Consider the following 18,659-nt stretch of genomic DNA (forward strand, 5'->3'; position numbering starts at 1 on the left):
AAAAGAGCGCTCCTCGTAACGGGGCGCTCTTTTTCTATGCATCAGATCGCTGCAACCTTGTGCGTGCCGTCAAACGGAAACTCCGCTTGCAACAGCCGATCAACCAAATCCGGTCCGTGTGCATTCAGGTAGGTAAAGACCGACCAGATCCGCTCTTGCGGCTTGCCCAATGGGACCAAGGCATTTTCCATCCGGGTCACACGATGGATCGCCACCTCATGCCTGCTTTCAATGGAACGTCCGACACGATCCTCCAAAAACGCAATCTGCTCGAGCAATCGTTCCGTGTTTTTCTTCGCCAGCTCCCGCAAGCCTGGATCAAACGCGACGACCTGCTCCGTCAGCGGCTGGTAAGCGGCCAAAATGGCCTGGCGTGCCACTTCGAACTGGTTGACCAGCTCCGGCTCCTGATAGCCGGCCCACCACTCCGCCTTCCATTTGGCGAAATCGCGCAGGACTGTTTCCGTCGAAATTTCCAGCTGTCCCATAATGCGCTCGATGCAGCCTTCCAAGAGCGTGATGGACGTACGCGGCACGATCAGCGGCAGGTCCATGCCCAGCTCGGCGAAAAGCGACTTGTAATAGGCCCAGTAGCCGATCTCGCCCGGCCCGCCCAAAAATGCAAGCGTTGGGAAGATGTGTTCTTGCGCAAGCGGACGCGACACCACATTGGCGCTAAACCGTTCGGGTGATGTTTCCAGCAGCTCCAGCAATTGCTGCTCGGTATAAAAATGCCGTCCGTCCTTTGTGCGGAACCCGTCACGATCGCGCGTCAGCAATAGCCGCTCGTCATGCTCATAAATGAACAGATGGGCAGATTGCTCATCCAGTTCCAGCTGTGCCGCATACCCTGCCTCGCGCAGTTGGCTTTCCGTCGCCAGCAGCAGCTTTTGAACTTCATCGTTTCGCTCAATCAATGCGCGGAATACCGGTTTTTCCAGCTCGCGCACAAACGGCGAAGAGGATTCCACCAAAATCAGTCCATACTTTCCAAAAAAGTGAGTCATCAGCCGAGCAAACCATTCCACCACTGTCTCGGATTGCGACAAGGTGCTCTCCGCCAATTCGCGCAGATGCTGCGTATGCTCTGTCTCGGGATGGGCAGCGAAAAACTCGTTGACAAAACGCTCCGCCGCCTCCGCTTTCAGCGCAACCATGCTGGCGGAGCGCTTCCCTTTTACGCCGAGCGACAGCTTCAGCTTGCTCGGAGTCCCGCTCACATGCGGAACATAAACGTGATTGATCTCCTCGATGTCATGATCTTCACCGGCGATCCAGAAGACAGGCACAACCTTTTCCCCGAGTTCGGCTTCCAGCCTTTTTGCCGTATGAATGATGCTCAACGCTTTGTGAATCGTGTACAGCGGCCCTGTCAAAACGCCCGCTTGTTGTCCTGCAATGACGACGTACGTATTCTCGTCGCGAAGTGATTCAATATTGGCAAGCGCCGCAGAATCGTTGCCGATGCGCTGATTATAGGCAGAAAGTCCATCTGCCAGCTGCTGACGATGGGCAAACCGTCGCTCCTTCAACCAGGTTAGACGCTGCCGTGCAGCTTCAGCATCAAAGGGTGCATAAGAAAAAAACCGCATCGCCTCCGGGCGCGCTTGGATATAATCGGCGATGAGCCGGTTGGCGGTTGGCAGCGAAAGACAATCGATCTCCATGGTACGCTCCTTACTTACTTTTTTTCCGTCACTTAAGATTATAGCACGAGACGACGATTTAGGGAAAAAACAAGGCAACCCAAAGTGTAGGGTTGCCTTCTTGCTTCCGCCATACAAGCGAGCGCTACAGTTGCGATGGGGTGACGGACCAAATGATGGTCGCCTCGACTTCACCCGTATTTTCAATCTGATGGGATTGGGTGCTGGCAAGGTACAAGCTGTCCCCTTCGGTTAAAATGTACTCCTCTTCCCCAAGCCGCGCGGTGACGGTACCGGAGATGATCGCCAGACATTCTTCCCCTTCGGTTTGGACGAGCGTTTCCTTGACGATTTCGCCGGGCTGCAGACGCACTTCCAGCATCGCCAGCTTGGCACCACCGCCTGCAGACAGGAGCGAGAACGTGCCCGACGAATCGGGGAACATCAGCTGACGGCGTTTTTGCTTGCGAATCACATGAACGTGCTTCTGGTCGATCTCTTCAAAGAAATGGACCATCGAGGCTTCAAGCGCTTTGGTGATCTTCCACAAGGAATCGAGCGACGGCTGTGAAATCCCGCGCTCCACCTGGCTCAGCAAGCCTTTGCTCAGCCCTGTTTTCGAGGCCATGTTTTCCAGGGTAAATCCTTTTTCTTTGCGAATCGTGCGAATTTTATTGCCGATCATTTCAATCGGGAGGCGCATAGCATTCGACCCTCTTTCCCTCTCTTTTCTATCTTTTGGCGCGTTATACAAATTGCATACTTTTCCAAATGCCGGTACTTAAAAGCATAATGTAGGCTAAGCCAAAGAGGACAAACGTGATACGCCACGTAGAAAAACCGATTTTGCTGAGCGATATCTTGCCGCGCACCTTGATTTGCATCCACCCGATCAGTACGGCGATGCCCAGAAACAACAAGACGATCCACAGCCAAACCGACATCGCATCGGGCCATATTACCCCGTACGCAGCAGCAACTGCCCGAATAAGCAGAAAATTCGATATCGTAATCGACCATGTTAGGGCGTCACGATGATTTTTTTTGACGAAAAACGCGATTGCATATACAAGGACAAAACCGACAATCGGCAAAGCGGTGAGCACTGCCCAAAAATAGGACCATATTGAAGCCACTATCGCCATGCTCCATCCCTCCTTTGCACACAAGCTTTGTCGATTTTTTCCAGATGAGTCAACATAAACATCCTATTTCTGCAAACGGAGGAGAGATCCCTCCATGTATGTTGATTATTTTTTGCAGATTCCAGGTTTAGCATAGTAAAAGGGCTGAAAATTCTGAACCAAGAACCACCAGCGTCCAGCTGCACCTCCCTAACCGAATACAGCCTTGATTCGCTGGCTGTCGAAAGGTTTTGATTATGTATACTTATCAAAAGAATACCAAAGATTTAAAAAACGTTCAATGAATCTTATTCGTTCCAGATGAAATTTTCGTGTACGGATCGCAAATTTTTCGTTGGCTTTTTTATCAATGGCGGACAACGTATTCAATGGGGCACACGACAGGTGCACTTCTCCCCAGGCAATTTCGATCCTGTAGAGAATTTGTGGCTTGTATTGTGTATAATAGAAGAGAAAGATTGGTTGAGGACATCGTTTCGAGAGGAGTTTGGTTTGCATGTACGAAGTAAAACGCCTGAGCATCAATTACAAAACGCTCGAGGAGTTTCAAAAATTTCGTGAATTTGGTTTGGAAGAGCTTTCGATGAAGGAAGACTTGGAAGCAAACATCGTAGAGAACGATTCCGATTCCCCGTTTTACGGGATTTATGATGGCGATCGGCTCGTTGCCCGCATGAGTCTCTACAAAATTGACGGCAAATACGACCGCTACTTCCAACCGCCGCAAGATTATTTCGAGCTGTGGAAGCTGGAAGTGCTGCCGGAGTATCGCGGTAAAGACATGGGAACCGCTCTGGTTGAACATGCGAAAAGCTTTGGCCTGCCAATCAAAACGAATTCGCGTTGTCGTGCCGATCAATTCTGGTTGAAAATGGGCCTGACTCCGGTGAAATACAACTTCATCCGGGACCGTGGTGAAAACCCATACGTTTGGCTTCCGGAAAACGTTCAAATGCAAGACTAACGAAACAAGCAAAAGAAGCGGAGCATAGGCGCCGCTTCTTTTTTATACAGATAAGAATTTATAAAATTCTTATCCAGTATAAGTGCAACCGCGGCTACGCCAAAAAGCATGGCGTAGCCAGGTTTTCTAATACCGGATAACCCTATTCAATTCGTTCCAGGTTGCCGTTCGAGTCCATTTTGAAAACCGGCTTCGCCGATTCTTCTTCCTTTAAAAAAGCAAGCTTGCGCGCACGCTCCATAATTTGTACGAGTGCTTTGTAATCCTCGTTCACATCTTGCACGGTTTCCATATCTTTTTTCAGCCGTTGATTTTCTTCACGCACTTCTTTGAGCAGCATCTGATGGTTGGCAAGCTCGATTTCCAACTGCTTGACACGACGCGACAATTCCTTCTGATTCATGAGGACGCGAATGGCTGCATCCAGCTCGCTTTCCAAGTCTCCTGCGATTGGTTCCGGCATTTCCGGCACAATCGTCGCGGTAGCCGCAGGAGTGACCACAGGCGGTGACTGCGGAAGGCCGGGCGGCGCTTCCGTGGCAAATTCGGTGCGAACGGCTGCGGTAACCGCCCGTCCGTTCTTTTTCAGCTGCTGGCGCTGCCCTTTCGCAATGGCGATCGCAGCGTCATATCGCTTCCGCACGGCACTGTTCCAGCGGAAACCGCAAGCGGCCGCTGTCCGGCCCAATCGCTGTCCGACCTCCTCGAAAGCGGCAAGCTGGGTTCCGCCATCACGAATATGCCGAAGCGTTACCTCGGCCAGTACCAAATCATCATCGTCTGTCCAAGCATCTTGTCTGGAAGCTACCATATGTGAAGTCCCTCCCGCTTCATAAAGTACATGCCCGGTCGTTGGGATACCGGACGTCTTTGCTAAAATGATGTACTTTATCCTATGCCCGTTTATACTCTGGTAGAATCGCCATCTACTAGAAAAGTATCTCCAAGCATGTCCTTATTTAAACGAGAGTAAACCTACTTGCTCTTTTTCCCCTACTTGGACTTGTGAAGGAACTGTTGGACGACGGACAGATGCGGCTCGCTGCCCCACATCCCGGTGCATTGCCTGATTTCCATCTCCACGCGTTCCGTTTCATGAATGCCCGCGCGCTTCCAGGCCAAAAGGCGCAAATACGCTTGAATGCCTTCAAGTGGCTGGGCTGCGATCGATTGGGCAAAAGCTTGCACCTTGGCGTTCAATTCTTCCGGTGGGAAACAATCGTCGACAAAGCCAAGCTCTTTCGCCCGCTTTGCATGAAGCCGCTCCCCCGTCAACAGCAGCGTCAGCGCCTGCCCCTCGGACAGCTTGGAAAAGAGACGGCTGCCTCCGCCCCAGCCGCTTGTAATGTGCATGCCGATTTGCACAAAGCCGATCTTGGCAGCATCGCTTGCAAAGCGGAAATGGCAGGATGCGGCGAATTCGCAGCCGCCGCCGATCGCCGTGCCGTTGATCATCGCAATCGTCGGCTTGCTGAACGCATCGAGCCTGTCGAGAAGATCGCCCACCTTGCGCAACAGCGGATAGGCCTCCTCCCCGCGGACGGACAGGAACTCTTCCAAATCGCCTCCGGAAATAAACGTACTGCCCGCTCCCGTAAAAATCAGCACCTTGACTGCCGTATCCTGCTCCAGAATGCCAAGCAGCTCGTGCAGCTCCTCCACCATGCGCAAGCTGATCGCATTGCGCACATGCGGCCGGTTGAGGGTAATTGTCGCGATCCCATCAACCACCGCTACCATCAATGTCTCATATGTATGCAAAGTGCTTCCTCCTTTGACTGTAAAGACGCCCATTCATCATCTCTCATTGTAGTGTTGAACCCGAAAAGAAAAAAGAGGCAGCAACCGGTGCCCCTCTTCGTTTCTCCCATCTATTTGTCCGTTACGCGCACGTGCGCTTGCTGCCGCGCGGCGAAAGAATTTTTTTCATAGCTTGTGCATTGTAGCCGATGATCAAGTTTTCCCCGTCAGTCAAAATCGGACGCTTCAGCAATCGCGGCTCATCGCTTAACATTTCCAACAGCTCGCTTACAGTCATATCGTTGATATCCCGATCCAAGCCTTTGAACTTCTGGCTGCGTGTCGATAAAATTTCGTCCAGTCCGTTGGTCGTCATCTTGATGATGTCAAGCAGCTCTTGCGCCGTCGGAGGATTTTTAAACAGATGGCGCTCTTCAAATGAAATTCCGTTTTCCAATAACCACGATTTTGCCTTCCGACAGGACGTACAACTTGGATATGTAAAAAACGTCAGTTTCTGTTCAACTGCCACTGCTGTCATGAGCGATACCTCCTTCATGTGGTTCTCTTTCACGCATCAGTTATGGGCAAAGAGACCGTCCCTTTTGATGAAATTATAGAACTTCCATTAACACTGTGTCAATAGTGTTTAATTTAAAATATTACCTTAAACAGTTATCGACGCACTCTATTCTTAACAAGATTGAAAAAATCGGCTACACTAATACAAAACGCGCAACTGCGCAATTTCTTTTGCGGAAGGCGGATTGTTTCGATCGCCTGCCCACCATGAGCTGCAATGGAGTTATAGCTGTAGTTGACCGCCGAACGTTTCGGTGAATGTTTTCATTGATCAGGCTATCTGAAAGGGGAGATTCAAATGGATAGCGATACCCAAAAGCTAACGAGCGCATTGGCCGACCCCACCCGGTTTTCCATATACCAGTTCGTCGCATCGCAAAAAAATGCTGTTACCGTACAAGAGATTGCCGACCAGTTCACCATCCATCCGAACGTCGCCCGCCTTCATCTGACGAAGCTCGAAGACGTCGATCTGTTGAAGTCCATTTCGGACAAAAGCGGAAAAGGCGGCAGACCGAGCCGTCTTTACTCGCTCTCCGACCAGGTCGTCAACCTGCAGTTCCCTCCGCGCGATTACCGGTTCCTCGCTGATATCGCCATCGAGGCGCTGCTCTCGCTCGGTCCTGCCGGGGAGGCTGCTCTTGTCACCATGGGCCACCGCATGGGCGTCGAGGCCGCAAAGCGCGCGATGATGGAACAGCCGATCAATCCGAAGGAAGACTTGGAAAAAACGCTGCAGCATGTGGAACGCCTTGTGATTGCCCAAGGGCTGAAGCCGGAGATCGAGCTTCTTGATACGCAAACATTGCGCTTCCGCGTTTACAACTGTACCTTCCTGGAGTCGACCAAGCGCTTTTCCGGCATGGTATGCAAAATGCACAACGCCCTGCTGCACGGAATATTCGAAGCGTATTTTGGGGAAATTGAGTTAAAGGAAGAAGAGTCGATGTTATCCGGCTGCAAATCCTGCACGTACACGGTGTTTCGTTTGGCTGAGCCTGTTCAATAGCTCGTCATAAAACGGACAAAATTAGAACCGTTTACACGTTTCTTCCTGTCCTATATAATGGAAAGGAAATCTTGCTAATAGTTCCATATGCATGCAGGTTATTTGCCAAAGGGGTGATACAGATGGATCGCATGTTTCGTGTGCTTAGCTTCTGGACACTGGTATTCTCTTTGATGGCGTTCTGGGGTAGCTTATACCCAATGGCGCTCATCTTTCTCGGCTTGACCGCCTTTTTCCTGTCCTTGGGCTACATGAATTTGTCTGAAAGAACGTACGTAAAAATCTTCTTTGGATTTATGTTTGTCTCTTTTGTCGGCTTTACGTACTACACCATGTTGGTAATGCCGGTAGGACCTGCTGAGGAGCATTCCTTGGCAAGCCTGCTACTGATGTAGTCAAACGGGACTTTCGCAAAAAAACGGCCGAAACGCCGTTTTTTTGTTTGCAAGCAGCGAATCGCACAAAAAAGATGCTCCGCTACAAACGGGCATCTTTTTTGTGCAAATGAGCCGTGATCTCCTCCGGCGCAGCTTTCGTTTGCACGAGCACTTTGAATATACCGCCCATCCCCCCAGGCAAAATCAGCTGCTGGATGGCTCGATTGACTTTCATCGCCACACTTGTAAACGGATCCCGATCCTGGTGCTCGACCAGCTTTTGCAAGATGCCGCTCCGGATCAAAAAATCGTCCTGCCTGCCGTACCATGCGGCGGACAGCCCCGCTTCCTCTCCCCATTTTTCCAAAAGCGAAAAATTCACATGTGCCGTCATGTCCTGCTCCCCGACCGCGCGGAACGGGTCTTCGTGGGCATGATGCTGATGATAGCACATCAGGGTGCCGCGCTTGCGTGCCGGATGATGCAAAAGCTCCTGGCTATCGCCGTAATCGATCGTAATGACAGCGCCTCTGGCAAGCAGCGACGAAACATCGCGGACGGCGTCATGCATGCCGAGGCAAATCTCTGCGCGCATACCTGTAGACAATGCCAGCTTTTCCTGAGCCAGAAACCGGCTTACTTGCGGCGTAAGCGCGGGCAAAACGCACTCCGCAAAAGCAGACGCCTGTTCATCCCACCTGACACCGATCTCAACCAAGCCGTCTTTTCCTTGCTCCACGATATGAACCGGGAACGCATCCAGCCATTCGTTGGAAAAAATGACGCCCTCCACCGTTCTCTCCTTGGCCGCTTCCGCAAGTGAGGCATGCCACTCAATCCGGTTCGTCATATGCCCAAACGCTTCTTGCTGCAGCGCGCGGTGATACGGACTGGCCTCAATGACGATCACGTTAAGCTTAGCGAACAAGGCCGGCTGAATGTTTCGAATACGGGTGAGCAAATGCGTCATGAGATACCCCGTGCCTCCGCCGATCTCCACGATGGTCGGCTGTACCGGCTTGAGCACCTCCATCATGCACACAATTGCATCGGCAATCGTTTCGGCAAAAACAGGGTGCACGGTGGCACTTGTATAAAAATCGCCTTTTTTCCCCACTTTTGGCCGATTCGCGGTATAATAGCCATAGCGAGGATGGTACAGCGCTTGCTCCATGAAACGGGCAAACGGTATCATCCTCGACGGACTTTGTTCACATTCTTCACGGATAAGTTGTTCTAGCGTTTCCATCTGCGAACTCCTCAGACAACAAGTTTTTACGACGCAGCAGCTTTTGCTTACGTCATGAACAAGGTGCGTAGTTTTCCCATTTCCCATAGAAAGAGGTTTTGTCAAATGCGTAGTTTTCGTCTTATCATGCCTGTGCTGTTGCTCGGTCTGTTCGCGATCATCGTGGCAGGCTGCGGCCAAAAGGTGCCGGCAAAGGATGCCCTGAAAGCGGCAGCCCAGCAGCAAACCACCCTGAACAGCTACAGCTTCTCCGGTAATCTGACCTTGCGCGTCGATTCGAAAAGCGACGAGCTGAACAACGATCCTGAAGCCAAAATGTTTCTCGAGGCGTTGAAAAATACAAAGATCGCCTACCACGGCGCTACGTCCGTCGAACCGCTGCAAACCGAGCTGATTCTCGATGCGACCGTCCCACTCCAGGATGTTTCGATGAATTTTACCATGCCGATTGTGATGAATCAAGATAAGCTCTGGGTAAAAATTCCTGCGCTTTCCATGGTACCTGAATTGAATCATTTGAGCGGCAAGTACGTAGAGATAGATTATAAAGAATTGAGCAAATTGAGCGGGCAGCCTGTCAATTATTCGGTAGACCCGAAAGCGCAGCGCGAGCTTTCCGCGAAAGTGCTCGATATTTTCTTCAAAGACTTGGGAACCGACTATTTTACTGACGTGACCAAGGAAGAAGCAGCGCTTCCTGGCGACGTGCAGGCGGATCAAGTCGTCAAATTCGCCCTGACGAACGAAACGCTTGAACCTTTTGTCAAAACGCTTCTGGGCACGACGCTGCCGCAAATCATCGATACGGTCGCACAATCCGAAATGGCAAAAGAGATGAACATGACGCCTGAGCAAGCGACGCAAGCGAAAGAACAGCTGCAAACGGCAATCAAGGAATTGGAAGCGAACAAAGACTGGAAGAAAGCCCTTCAGATCAAAAAAGCGAATTGGCTGTTTGGCGTCGAAAAGGATGGCATCTCCTATCAAAAAATGGATCTCGACCTCACACTGACTCCGCCAAACGAGCCTGGATCGCTCGATTTCGGGATCACGCTGGATCAGAAAGTAACCAACAAAAACGTGGCGCCGAAATGGGAGATTGGTACACCAAAAGCTGAAGAAGTCATCAAATTTATGGAACTGATGGGGCAAATGATGGCGAACTGATAAGGTGAATCTATGCGAAAGAGCCGTACCTGGTTGATTCTGTTTCTCTTGATCCTGCTCTTCCCGCAGCCCATGCCGGTCGGAAGAGCAATGAATGCCCCCGAGCTTGAGCAAGTCATCTTGCAGCAGCATTTTACGCAGAAGGAATTGGAACGCAATCTGGAGATTACGCGGAATGAGGAGAAGACGCTGCTCACGCAAATCGCCCAACTGGATTCCGAGCTGAGTCGGCAAGCCTTGATCATCGATGCGAAGCGCAGGCATGCTGGTGAAGTCGCCCGCGCCTATTACATGGGCAAGCGCGCCGACCTGCTCGCCCTCTTGTTTGAAACGGACAATTTTAACGATTTTCTGCTTGCCTACGATTTTTTGCAGATTCTGTTCACAAGAGATATGGAAAAAATGCAGGATTATCAGACGGAGCGGCAAAAAGCGGCACAGCTGCAGCAAGACAAACAGCAGCGGCTGACACAGGTGCGCACGCTGCGCGCGCATTACGAATCGCAGCTGGCTGAAATGCTTGCGATCCAGAAGGAGAAAGAGGAGAATTTGCAAAAGCTGACCGATCCGACTTCCGTCCAATCGCTGATGGATCATTTGGTAGAAGATTGGCGAAAGGATGGGCTTCCCGCCTTCCGCGACTATTTCGCCATTTTGACCAAGGTCATGTTTGAGATTCCCGAGCTGGCCACGCCAGACCGGATTCATGCCGAAGGGTTGCTCACCCATACGCTCACGATCAAGGAAACGGATTTCAATCAATTTTTGGAGTCAAAAAATGCGATGTTCAAGCAATCGCAGTTCCACTTTGAAAACAATCAGCTTCAGGTGGAAGGCTCCTATAACCAGATGAACATGAAGATGATCGGCGAATATCAGCTGGTATCACCGACCGAACTGAAATTCCATATCATCCAATTGTTTTACGACGGCTTCCAATTGCCTCAATCCACCGTCGATGAACTGGCAAAAGAGTTCGATCTCGGCTTCTACCCGACGATGATCTCGCCGAACATCCAGGTTGAGGACATCAAACTGGCCGATCAAGCATTGACGTTAAAAATCAAGCTTGACCTGCCGTTTGGCTTTGGCAGCAAGCAATAGCGGTTTGCATCATGGCAACATGGCGGACCCACGAAAAAAGACCGGCGTCGCCGGTCTTTTTTTTGTTTTCCAAACCATTCAGGATGATGGCGTTATGATGACAATTTCAATGATACAGAAGAGTGCTACATCGCTTTTTTCGGTGAAGACATCGACGACACATGGATCGTCATTTCTTGAAGCAGCTTTTCCATCGTCTGGTACGTTTCTTTCGGGAGCCCCTTTTCTTTTTTCGCCTTGTACGCAAGCACGGTCTCCTGCAGCGGATAAATCGTATAGCTCCGCTTGCCAGCAACTTTTTGGTATACGACATATGTCGGGATGACTTCCGCCTGCGCCAATACCGTGCTGCCGGGATCTGTTTTTTTCAACACAACCTTGAGGATCGCGCCGACATCTTTATAGTCCCACCGCTGGGCCGAGATGAAATTGCCGAGCGAATACATGACCAGTCCCCTGCGTGTGCTTCCGTCCGGATTATGGATCTCCCGCCACTCATAAGGCTGCACCACATGCGGATGGGAACCTAATATCAGATCGGCACCAGCCGCAAAGCACAGATCGGCAGCCTTGCGCTGCGCATCGTTCGGCTGCCGCTGATATTCCACGCCAAAGTGCAGCGCAACCGCCACGACATCGGCGCCAAGCTCGCGCGCACGCGCAACGTCTTTCCTGATCAGCTGCGGATCGATCAAATTGACCAAATAAGGCTTGCCCGCAGGGATTTTGATGCCATTGGTGCCATAGGTATAGGCCAGGACACCGAGCTTGATCCCGTTTTTCTCCAGAATCAACGGCTCATTGCGTGCCTCTGCCGTGCGGAATGTCCCGGTATGGGGCAGCTTCACCTTATCGAGATTGTCGATTGTGCGCAGCACCCCCAGCTCATGGCGATCAAGCGAATGGTTGTTGGCGGTGGTCACCGCCGAAAAACCGACGTTTTTTAATGTAGTTGCCAACGATTCAGGTGAATTAAACATCGGATAGCCGGTAAAACGCTGGTCGCTTCCGGACATGGTCGTTTCCAGGTTGCCGAGCAGAAGATCGGCTTGCTTCAATGTTGGCTCGATTTTGGCGAAAAACGGATCGAACCGATAGGTCTTTGCTTTCGGGTCCCACGCCGCCTCCAGCTGCTGGTCATGCACCATGATGTCACCGACAGCCATCAGTGTCAATTCATGCTCGACAGGCGCAACGGGTTCGCTTGGTTGCACAGGCGCAGGAGCTGCATTGCCAGGTACAGGCGGGCTCGCCAAAACGGTTCCCGCCTGATTCTCTGTCTTGCTTTCGTCTGTCTGTACATTCGGCGTCGCGCTCTGCTGCGGGATCGTGCAGCCAACCGTCAGCAAGACCGCCAAACAGGCAATGACAGACGAGACCATGCTTCTTTTTTTCATTTCGCTGCGATCTCCTATCTCAACAAACCGGTTACAAACGGATTGTACATTTTCTCCATTTCAATGGTGGTTTTCGGTCCGTGCCCCGGGTACACGATCGTCGCATCGTCAAGCTCCAGCAATTTATCCTGGATGCTCTCCATCAACGTCTCATAGTTCCCGCCAGGCAAGTCGGTTCGCCCGATCGATTGGGCGAACAGCACATCACCGCCAAAGCAGTGCTGTCCGATGACAAACGAGCAGCTGCCAGGGGAGTGACCAGGGGTATGCATGACTTGAATCGTAAAGCCTGCCAGCTCCAGCGTCTGTCCATCCGCCAATTCATGCTCCGCCCGCTCGCAGCGAATCGGAGCGGTCATGTTGCTCCAGCGCGCGGAGCCGTTCAATTCGGGATCGGTCAGCCAGGATTGCTCCAGCGGGTGGATGTAAACAGGCGCGCCCGTCAGCTTGCGGACAGCGTTCAATCCGCCGATATGGTCCAAATGGGCGTGCGTCAGCAAAATCGCCACCACTTTTTCATGCGCAAAAGCGGCCAGCAGCTCGTCTGGCTCCATGCCGGGGTCGAACACGATCGCCTCATTGGTGGCCTGATTTTTTACAAGGTATGCATTCGTTTGGAATGCGCCCAAGGCAAATGTTTTGATGATGGGTTCCATGTATGATTCTCTCCTTTGGTTTATACTGGTAGGTGAGGTGAGACAAATGCTGCAAAACTTGTATGGCGTCGAAATGGAGGTTCCTTCCGGTAAACGACCCGGTTTTTATGCGCAGGTGATTCATAAGATCGGGGATCAGGTCCCGCTCTTTGACCGTGACGGACAATTGCTGATCGTGGAGTCGGAAGACCATTTGCGCACGCTCGTCGGCATATTGGAAACGCACGGGATGGCAGGCGAACAATTTGAGCTGCTGCTGCTCCCAAGCGGTGCTATTCCTGATGACATTCACGATTACGGCTTTATCAGTATGTCGGAACACGCCTTTTTGTACACCGATCGCATCGCGGCCTTTTCGCTGGACGCGACCGCCGGCACGGAAACCGACCGATGGGCAGCGCTGCAACAAATGAAGGAACACATCATCCATAGCTTACCAGATGTTGCAAACGGCACGCTACACTTGATTGATAAAAATCAGGTGGAGCTGATGGAAGGCATCGCCCGCGCCTATACGGTGCGGCTGAACTGGGAGCTTACGTAAAAAAAGCAATGCGTCCCACCGATTGGGGAGCGCATTGCTTTTTGCCTGTTTTATTGCTGAATTAACTCAAAGCGGAAGCCGACGATTTTGCCATTCACCGTGCTGAACTGCATTTGCTGGTTTTTTCCTTTGTAAGTCAGCTCCGAATCGCCTTGTGCGTCGCCGTACAGTTTTTTGGCTTGTTCAACCGTATCGTACAGCGCGAGGCCGCGGTTTGTCTTGAATTTGTCCCGTTGTGTCTCCACGATCCCGCCGACCAGGATCGAATCGACGACACCCTTGCGTACTTTCAGCATGAGCTGGGAGTTATCCACCACCAGCATGCCGGTTACGAGCGTCCCTTCCCCGTTTGCCAGTTGATCGACCGTCAACGAAGCGCGGCTTTCTACATCCATGAAATCGTATTTGGTCGGCTTCAGCGTATCCATCGCTTCCTTGATTCCTTGCCCTACATAAATTCCGCGAATGCCGTACTCCTTGGCATTTTCCGGATCGAATGACGCTGCAAGCTGTCCTTGCTCACCTTTCGCAGGCTCCGCTTTTGAGTTGCATCCGGTAATGATCGCGAGCACTACCAGAAGCATCAGGAAAATCGAGCGACTTTTTCTCAGCACGTACGTTAGCTCCTTTGTCTCGTGTCTACATTCCCCCCTATCTTAATATAGGAAAACAAGAAGGACAAGCGCGGTAAAATTATTTTTTTGTGCTGCTTACCTTCTGTACCGGTTTGGGCGTAAACGTGTTGTTATCCATATTCATCCGCAACCCTTCCAGAATTTTTAAAATGGAATGGAAAAAGGGCGAGCCAAACACGGCGACGATCCCCCATGCCATAATATCCAGGCTCCAGGGCGAGTCGACTGCCGCAGAACCCGACTGGGTCAAAATTTTGGCTGGATCAAGGCCGAGCAAGGCGAAGATGACGCTTGCGGAGCAAACGGACACGCTCAGATTGGTGAACTTCTTGTAATTGGTCAAACGACCGGCCAAATGATGATCTTCCTGCTTCTCGTCATCGTGCGGCTCGTAATCGACCGACAGGAACGGAACCACCGATTTGACCGCCTCTGTAATCCCCGCCGCCGCACTGGATACAGCGGTAATATAAATAAGAAACGAAATGGATGAGTCCAACGTTACCATATGCATCCCTCCTTGTACCCCATATATATGGCTGGCAGGGAGTGGACATGCGAAAAACCGCCTCCAAGTGGAGACGGTTCGGTATCAAGCCTGATGTAGATAGGGTAAATCGTTAAACGTTGAAGGCACATCTACCTCCTGAGGATAGAACGAGCAATCAAAAGCGTTTTTCGATATTACCTGCACACATGGGGTGAATCGCAAAATCGTCCAAGACACATCGCCTCCGAGAAAGCAATCGTATCCGATTGATTTGTTCATCACCAGGCTTGATGATACTAGTATGGTCGGGGTTCGGCCCTTTCATACATCCCGCTATAAAATATCTGCGGCCAATTGGGCCAGCACGCTGCGCTCCCCTTTTTCCAGCTTGATGTGACCAGCCAGCTTCTGATCCTTGAACATTTCGACGACATACGTGAGACCATTGTTGCTCTCATCCAAATACGGATGATCGATTTGTTCGGGGTCGCCGACCAGCACGATTTTCGACCCTTCCCCGACGCGCGTCAGGATGGTTTTCACCTCGTGCTTCGTCAAATTTTGCGCCTCATCGATAATGATAAACTGCCCCGGTATCGAACGCCCGCGAATATATGTCAGCGCCTCAACCTGAATGCTTCCCATCCCGGCGAGGATTTTATCCAAATCACCCGGCTTCTTCGTATTGAACAAATATTCCAAATTATCGTAGATCGGTTGCATCCACGGCCGGAGTTTTTCTTCTTTTTCCCCTGGCAAATAGCCGATATCTTTCCCCATGGGAACGATGGGACGCGCGACGAGCAGTTTTTTGTATTTTTGCATGTCTTCAATTTGGAACAATCCTGCTGCCAGTGCCAGCAATGTTTTGCCCGTGCCCGCTTTGCCTGTCATGGTAACCAGCGGGATGTCATCGCGCAAAAGCAGATCAGTCCCCATGCGTTGCTGTGCGTTCCGTGCTTTTACCCCCCACATCGGATCGTCGTCGGCAACCAACATTTCCAGCTGTTTGCAATCCGCATCCACTTTGCCGATGGCGGAAGCGGACGGGTTGATCTCATCCTTGAGAATCAGAAATTGATGAGGATAAAAGGCGCGGTTCGGAAAATGAAGGGATAGAGGCAATCTGCGATTGGCATAAAAGGCCGAAATCACGTTGGACGGTACCAACAGTTTCACATAACCGGGATAAATGCTGGAGTATTCGCGCACGACCCGATCGGAAAGGAAGTCCTCGGCAGTCAGACCGAGCGCATCCGCTTTTACGCGCATCAGCGCATCTTTGCTGACAAGAATGACCGGTCGCGGATCAGGTGTCTGGTTCTCCTCCTCCTGCAGGTTCAATGCAACCGCCAAAATACGGTTGTCATTGGTCATTTCATGGAACTGCTTTTGCAATTGATTCAAGGAAGAGTGGTTCAGTTCTACCCGAAAGAAACCACCTGTTTGCAGCGAAACTCCTTGATGAAGCTGTCCCAGCTGGCGAAAGCTGTCCAGCAACCGTGCTACGTGTCTGGCGTTTCTGCCGATCTCGTCCATGTATCGCTTTTTGGAATCGACCTCTTCCAGCACAACGGCAGGGATGACGATTTCGTTGTCCTGGAAGGAAAAAATCGCCAGCGGATCTTGCAGGAGTACGTTCGTGTCCAGTACGTAGATTTTTTTCAAGATCTCGCCTCCTATAACCCATCTTGTATAGTTTATGCAAATGTGGCAAGGATGCTTTTTGTTGGATGAAGCCTCTTGCTGTTTTTCCTTGAGGGATTTGTGACCGCTAGCGGTCGGGCAAGCAAAACGGCTGCCCCGTTTGCATTGCGAAAGGCGATTTGAAGTTACTTACAGTCTATGACGCAAGTCCTTCACTTAGACGAAACGGAATGAAAACCGACGGATCAACAAACAATACGCGTAAGACATGCACAAAAAAGGTAAGGAGTGAGGATGATCGTGATTCGCTACGCGATTTTACTGATAGGCGCAAGCTTGGCCTTGTTCGGCTGCACGCGGGAAAATCCGCAAGCCTTGAACAACGCTGCCCCCAAACAGCATCAAGCCAAAACACAAGCTGTCCCGCAAACAGCTCCCCAGCCCGTATACAACCAGTCGCCGCAAGCAAAGGCAGAACGTTTGTCACAGCTTGCCTCCCGGGTGAAAAAAGTACACAGCGCCACATCCGTCGTCGCCGGAAACTGGGCGGTCGTCGGGATCACCGTAGACCCTGCCCTGGATCGGCCCGAAGTCGGCGTCATTAAATATAGTGTCGCCGAAGCGTTAAAAGCCGACCCGCAAGGCGCAAACGCGATCGTGACCGCTGACCCCGCCATCGTCCAGCGATTGCGCGAAATGTCTGTTGATATGAAGCAAGGCAAGCCGGTCAAAGGTATCGCGGAAGAGCTGTCCGATATCGTGGGCCGCATCATGCCGCAGCTGCCGAAAAATGTGCAGAAAAACGAACAGCCGCGCCCTGGTGTGAACCACCTGCAGCACCCGGCTCCAGGCAGCCATCCGCAAGCGAATCAGCATGGAACCCCTCCGGCATCCGGCGGCCATGGACAGCCTGTGCATCAGCCATAATCTTTCTCTTGCCTTCCTGTTTTGTGCAGGAAGGTGTTTTATTTCACAAACCTGTTATAATCTAGTCGGCCACGTTGTTTCATCCTGTGGACCGAACATGGTAAGATAAGGACGAGCCATTAATAATTCTCGAAGGAGAGATGGAAGATGAAGTACAGAACACTTCCAGGAACGGAGTTGTCAGTCTCCGAAGTAGGTTTCGGCGTCTGGTCGGTCGCCACGAAATGGTGGGGAGTCTCCGATGAATCGCTGGCGAAACGCTTGGTTCGTTCCGCATATGAAGAGTATGGCATCAATTTCTTTGATACCGCCGATGTTTATGGCAACGGCTTTGGAGAAACCATTCTCGCTGATACGCTTAAAGATGTTCGCGACAAAGTTGTACTCGCTACGAAATTCGGTTATGACATTTACAATTTGCCAGGCGAGCGCAAAGGCCACTCGGAATTGCCGCAAAACTGGTCCAAAGAACATATCCGCTATGCCTGCGAGCAAAGCCTGAAGCGTATGGGAACCGATTATATCGATTTCTATCAGCTGCACAATCCACGGATGGAAGCTGTCATGAATGAAGAGATCATCGAGGTTCTCGAAGCGCTGAAAAAAGAAGGCAAAATCCGCGAATACGGCGCCGCTATGGGCCCTGACATCGGTTGGGAAGATGAGTCCGTCGCTGCGTTGAAACGCCCGGGGTATGCCGGCATTCAAATCATCAACAACATCGTGGAACAAGACCCGGCCCGCAACCTTTTCGCAATTGCAGATGAAGAGAAGCGCGCTTTGATCGTTCGTGTTCCCCATGCATCCGGCCTTCTGGATGGCACGTATGATCCGCAAAAGCATTTTGACAAGAGCGACCACCGCAGCCACCGTCCAACCGCTTGGATGCAAGCTGGCGTAGAGGTTGTCGAAGAAATGAAAGCAAAAGGTCTGTTTGACGGCAAAGAGCGCACGATCGGCCAGTTGGCGATCCAATTCTCGCTGTATCGTCCATCGGTAGTTACCGTACTGCCTAACATCACCAGCGAACAAAACTTGAAAGAGTTTGCGCTCTCTTCTGAAGTGGCGCCGCTGACTGATGCTGAATTCAACATCATCGACTCGCTGTGGGTGAATGGCTACAACAAACGTTTGGAACAGCACATGTCCAATTCGCAAACAAAGCCAACCCCTGTTCTGACCGCGCAGTAATCCGTTGCCTGCCCGATTATGCTTGCAGTTGTATGGCTGCACGCATCGCGGTGTAAAATAGAAGGAGCCTTTTACAGAAGGCTCCTTTTTTTCATCGCTCCAGAATTTATAAGTGCTAGCGCTTATAAATTCTGGAGCGGAAGAAAAACTTCCTTTGACCGAAGAACCTGCTTCTTGAAAGGACTTCTG

20 protein-coding genes are annotated in these 18,659 nt (G+C 51.3%); 8 read left to right on the top strand and 12 right to left on the bottom strand.

Annotation, left to right across the window (positions count from 1 at the left end; genetic code table 11):
* Positions 1 to 41: 41 nt before the first annotated feature.
* The 3 genes from bshC to ACTID9_RS18925 form a co-directional block, all read right to left on the bottom strand.
* Positions 42 to 1,667, bottom strand: a complete 1,626-nt coding sequence (gene bshC, locus ACTID9_RS18915; RefSeq protein ID WP_441066463.1) for a bacillithiol biosynthesis cysteine-adding enzyme BshC — start codon at positions 1,665 to 1,667, stop codon at positions 42 to 44.
* A 124-nt stretch (positions 1,668 to 1,791) separates the two neighbouring features.
* Complete coding sequence (locus ACTID9_RS18920; RefSeq protein WP_441066464.1) at positions 1,792 to 2,349, bottom strand: helix-turn-helix domain-containing protein; 558 nt, start codon at positions 2,347 to 2,349, stop codon at positions 1,792 to 1,794.
* Between the two features lie 43 nt (positions 2,350 to 2,392).
* The gene (locus ACTID9_RS18925; RefSeq protein ID WP_441066465.1) at positions 2,393 to 2,791 is read right to left on the bottom strand and encodes a DUF3397 family protein; all 399 of its coding nucleotides are present in this window, start codon (positions 2,789 to 2,791) and stop codon (positions 2,393 to 2,395) included.
* 496 nt (positions 2,792 to 3,287) lie between these two features.
* Between ACTID9_RS18925 and ACTID9_RS18930 the strand changes: the two genes are divergently transcribed.
* A complete protein-coding gene (locus ACTID9_RS18930; protein ID WP_441066466.1) occupies positions 3,288 to 3,755 on the top strand; it encodes an N-acetyltransferase in 468 nt (155 codons plus the stop codon).
* Between the two features lie 142 nt (positions 3,756 to 3,897).
* On the opposite strand, the gene ACTID9_RS18935 is transcribed toward ACTID9_RS18930, so the two are convergent.
* From ACTID9_RS18935 to ACTID9_RS18945, 3 genes are all read right to left on the bottom strand, one after another.
* Positions 3,898 to 4,566 (bottom strand): RsfA family transcriptional regulator, encoded by a 669-nt coding sequence (locus ACTID9_RS18935; RefSeq protein ID WP_441066467.1) that lies wholly within the window; start codon positions 4,564 to 4,566, stop codon positions 3,898 to 3,900.
* Between the two features lie 182 nt (positions 4,567 to 4,748).
* Positions 4,749 to 5,516, bottom strand: a complete 768-nt coding sequence (locus ACTID9_RS18940; RefSeq protein WP_441066468.1) for an enoyl-CoA hydratase/isomerase family protein — start codon at positions 5,514 to 5,516, stop codon at positions 4,749 to 4,751.
* Positions 5,517 to 5,637: 121 nt separating this feature from the next.
* Positions 5,638 to 6,036, bottom strand: coding sequence for a Spx/MgsR family RNA polymerase-binding regulatory protein (locus ACTID9_RS18945; protein WP_441066469.1), 399 nt, complete (start codon positions 6,034 to 6,036; stop codon positions 5,638 to 5,640).
* 339 nt (positions 6,037 to 6,375) lie between these two features.
* Between ACTID9_RS18945 and ACTID9_RS18950 the strand changes: the two genes are divergently transcribed.
* Positions 6,376 to 7,086, top strand: a complete 711-nt coding sequence (locus ACTID9_RS18950; protein ID WP_441066470.1) for a helix-turn-helix transcriptional regulator — start codon at positions 6,376 to 6,378, stop codon at positions 7,084 to 7,086.
* A 122-nt stretch (positions 7,087 to 7,208) separates the two neighbouring features.
* Positions 7,209 to 7,481, top strand: coding sequence for a DUF2626 domain-containing protein (locus tag ACTID9_RS18955; protein ID WP_441066471.1), 273 nt, complete (start codon positions 7,209 to 7,211; stop codon positions 7,479 to 7,481).
* 82 nt (positions 7,482 to 7,563) lie between these two features.
* Here the strand turns inward: ACTID9_RS18955 and ACTID9_RS18960 are convergent, their stop codons facing one another.
* Complete coding sequence (locus ACTID9_RS18960; RefSeq protein WP_441066472.1) at positions 7,564 to 8,712, bottom strand: class I SAM-dependent methyltransferase; 1,149 nt, start codon at positions 8,710 to 8,712, stop codon at positions 7,564 to 7,566.
* Between the two features lie 105 nt (positions 8,713 to 8,817).
* Here ACTID9_RS18960 and ACTID9_RS18965 point away from each other — a divergent pair, with 105 nt between their 5' ends.
* Positions 8,818 to 9,879, top strand: a complete 1,062-nt coding sequence (locus tag ACTID9_RS18965) for a hypothetical protein (RefSeq protein ID WP_441066473.1) — start codon at positions 8,818 to 8,820, stop codon at positions 9,877 to 9,879.
* Positions 9,880 to 9,891: 12 nt separating this feature from the next.
* Positions 9,892 to 10,983 (top strand): coiled-coil domain-containing protein, encoded by a 1,092-nt coding sequence (locus ACTID9_RS18970; protein WP_441066474.1) that lies wholly within the window; start codon positions 9,892 to 9,894, stop codon positions 10,981 to 10,983.
* A 125-nt stretch (positions 10,984 to 11,108) separates the two neighbouring features.
* Here the strand turns inward: ACTID9_RS18970 and ACTID9_RS18975 are convergent, their stop codons facing one another.
* Positions 11,109 to 12,380, bottom strand: a complete 1,272-nt coding sequence (locus ACTID9_RS18975; RefSeq protein ID WP_441066475.1) for a CapA family protein — start codon at positions 12,378 to 12,380, stop codon at positions 11,109 to 11,111.
* Positions 12,381 to 12,394: 14 nt separating this feature from the next.
* A complete protein-coding gene (locus tag ACTID9_RS18980) occupies positions 12,395 to 13,036 on the bottom strand; it encodes an MBL fold metallo-hydrolase (protein ID WP_441066476.1) in 642 nt (213 codons plus the stop codon).
* A gap of 46 nt (positions 13,037 to 13,082) precedes the next feature.
* On the opposite strand from ACTID9_RS18980, the gene ACTID9_RS18985 reads away from it, so the two are divergent.
* Complete coding sequence (locus ACTID9_RS18985; protein WP_441066477.1) at positions 13,083 to 13,580, top strand: hypothetical protein; 498 nt, start codon at positions 13,083 to 13,085, stop codon at positions 13,578 to 13,580.
* A gap of 50 nt (positions 13,581 to 13,630) precedes the next feature.
* On the opposite strand, the gene ACTID9_RS18990 is transcribed toward ACTID9_RS18985, so the two are convergent.
* From ACTID9_RS18990 to ACTID9_RS19000, 3 genes are all read right to left on the bottom strand, one after another.
* Positions 13,631 to 14,194, bottom strand: coding sequence for a hypothetical protein (locus tag ACTID9_RS18990; RefSeq protein WP_441066478.1), 564 nt, complete (start codon positions 14,192 to 14,194; stop codon positions 13,631 to 13,633).
* 79 nt (positions 14,195 to 14,273) lie between these two features.
* Entirely contained in the window at positions 14,274 to 14,723 is a 450-nt protein-coding gene (locus ACTID9_RS18995; RefSeq protein WP_441066479.1) for a hypothetical protein, read from the bottom strand.
* A 315-nt stretch (positions 14,724 to 15,038) separates the two neighbouring features.
* The gene (locus tag ACTID9_RS19000) at positions 15,039 to 16,373 is read right to left on the bottom strand and encodes a PhoH family protein (protein ID WP_441066480.1); all 1,335 of its coding nucleotides are present in this window, start codon (positions 16,371 to 16,373) and stop codon (positions 15,039 to 15,041) included.
* 273 nt (positions 16,374 to 16,646) lie between these two features.
* Between ACTID9_RS19000 and ACTID9_RS19005 the strand changes: the two genes are divergently transcribed.
* Together ACTID9_RS19005 and ACTID9_RS19010 are read left to right on the top strand one after the other, a co-directional pair.
* Positions 16,647 to 17,279 carry a YhcN/YlaJ family sporulation lipoprotein gene (locus ACTID9_RS19005; RefSeq protein WP_441066481.1) on the top strand — a complete coding sequence of 211 codons (633 nt, stop codon included), beginning with the start codon at positions 16,647 to 16,649 and terminating at the stop codon, positions 17,277 to 17,279.
* A 147-nt stretch (positions 17,280 to 17,426) separates the two neighbouring features.
* Positions 17,427 to 18,470 carry an aldo/keto reductase gene (locus ACTID9_RS19010; protein ID WP_441066482.1) on the top strand — a complete coding sequence of 348 codons (1,044 nt, stop codon included), beginning with the start codon at positions 17,427 to 17,429 and terminating at the stop codon, positions 18,468 to 18,470.
* Positions 18,471 to 18,659 lie beyond the last annotated feature (189 nt).

Source organism: Brevibacillus fluminis (assembly GCF_052072235.1).
Lineage (GTDB): Bacteria > Bacillota > Bacilli > Brevibacillales > Brevibacillaceae > Brevibacillus_D > Brevibacillus_D fluminis_A.

Bases quoted from the DNA above. Each gene is read 5' to 3' on its own strand.
- ACTID9_RS18925 (WP_441066465.1), bottom strand. From the start codon at position 2,791: ATGGCGATAGTGGCTTCAATATGGTCCTATTTTTGGGCAGTGCTCACC.
- ACTID9_RS18945 (WP_441066469.1), bottom strand. From the start codon at position 6,036: ATGACAGCAGTGGCAGTTGAACAGAAACTGACGTTTTTTACATATCCA.
- ACTID9_RS18920 (WP_441066464.1), bottom strand. From the start codon at position 2,349: ATGCGCCTCCCGATTGAAATGATCGGCAATAAAATTCGCACGATTCGC.
- ACTID9_RS18985 (WP_441066477.1), top strand. From the start codon at position 13,083: ATGCTGCAAAACTTGTATGGCGTCGAAATGGAGGTTCCTTCCGGTAAA.
- ACTID9_RS18935 (WP_441066467.1), bottom strand. From the start codon at position 4,566: ATGGTAGCTTCCAGACAAGATGCTTGGACAGACGATGATGATTTGGTA.
- bshC (WP_441066463.1), bottom strand. From the start codon at position 1,667: ATGGAGATCGATTGTCTTTCGCTGCCAACCGCCAACCGGCTCATCGCC.
- ACTID9_RS18950 (WP_441066470.1), top strand. From the start codon at position 6,376: ATGGATAGCGATACCCAAAAGCTAACGAGCGCATTGGCCGACCCCACC.
- ACTID9_RS18980 (WP_441066476.1), bottom strand. From the start codon at position 13,036: ATGGAACCCATCATCAAAACATTTGCCTTGGGCGCATTCCAAACGAAT.
- ACTID9_RS18970 (WP_441066474.1), top strand. From the start codon at position 9,892: ATGCGAAAGAGCCGTACCTGGTTGATTCTGTTTCTCTTGATCCTGCTC.
- ACTID9_RS18995 (WP_441066479.1), bottom strand. From the start codon at position 14,723: ATGGTAACGTTGGACTCATCCATTTCGTTTCTTATTTATATTACCGCT.
- ACTID9_RS18930 (WP_441066466.1), top strand. From the start codon at position 3,288: ATGTACGAAGTAAAACGCCTGAGCATCAATTACAAAACGCTCGAGGAG.
- ACTID9_RS19005 (WP_441066481.1), top strand. From the start codon at position 16,647: ATGATCGTGATTCGCTACGCGATTTTACTGATAGGCGCAAGCTTGGCC.
- ACTID9_RS19010 (WP_441066482.1), top strand. From the start codon at position 17,427: ATGAAGTACAGAACACTTCCAGGAACGGAGTTGTCAGTCTCCGAAGTA.
- ACTID9_RS18975 (WP_441066475.1), bottom strand. From the start codon at position 12,380: ATGAAAAAAAGAAGCATGGTCTCGTCTGTCATTGCCTGTTTGGCGGTC.
- ACTID9_RS18965 (WP_441066473.1), top strand. From the start codon at position 8,818: ATGCGTAGTTTTCGTCTTATCATGCCTGTGCTGTTGCTCGGTCTGTTC.
- ACTID9_RS18955 (WP_441066471.1), top strand. From the start codon at position 7,209: ATGGATCGCATGTTTCGTGTGCTTAGCTTCTGGACACTGGTATTCTCT.
- ACTID9_RS18960 (WP_441066472.1), bottom strand. From the start codon at position 8,712: ATGGAAACGCTAGAACAACTTATCCGTGAAGAATGTGAACAAAGTCCG.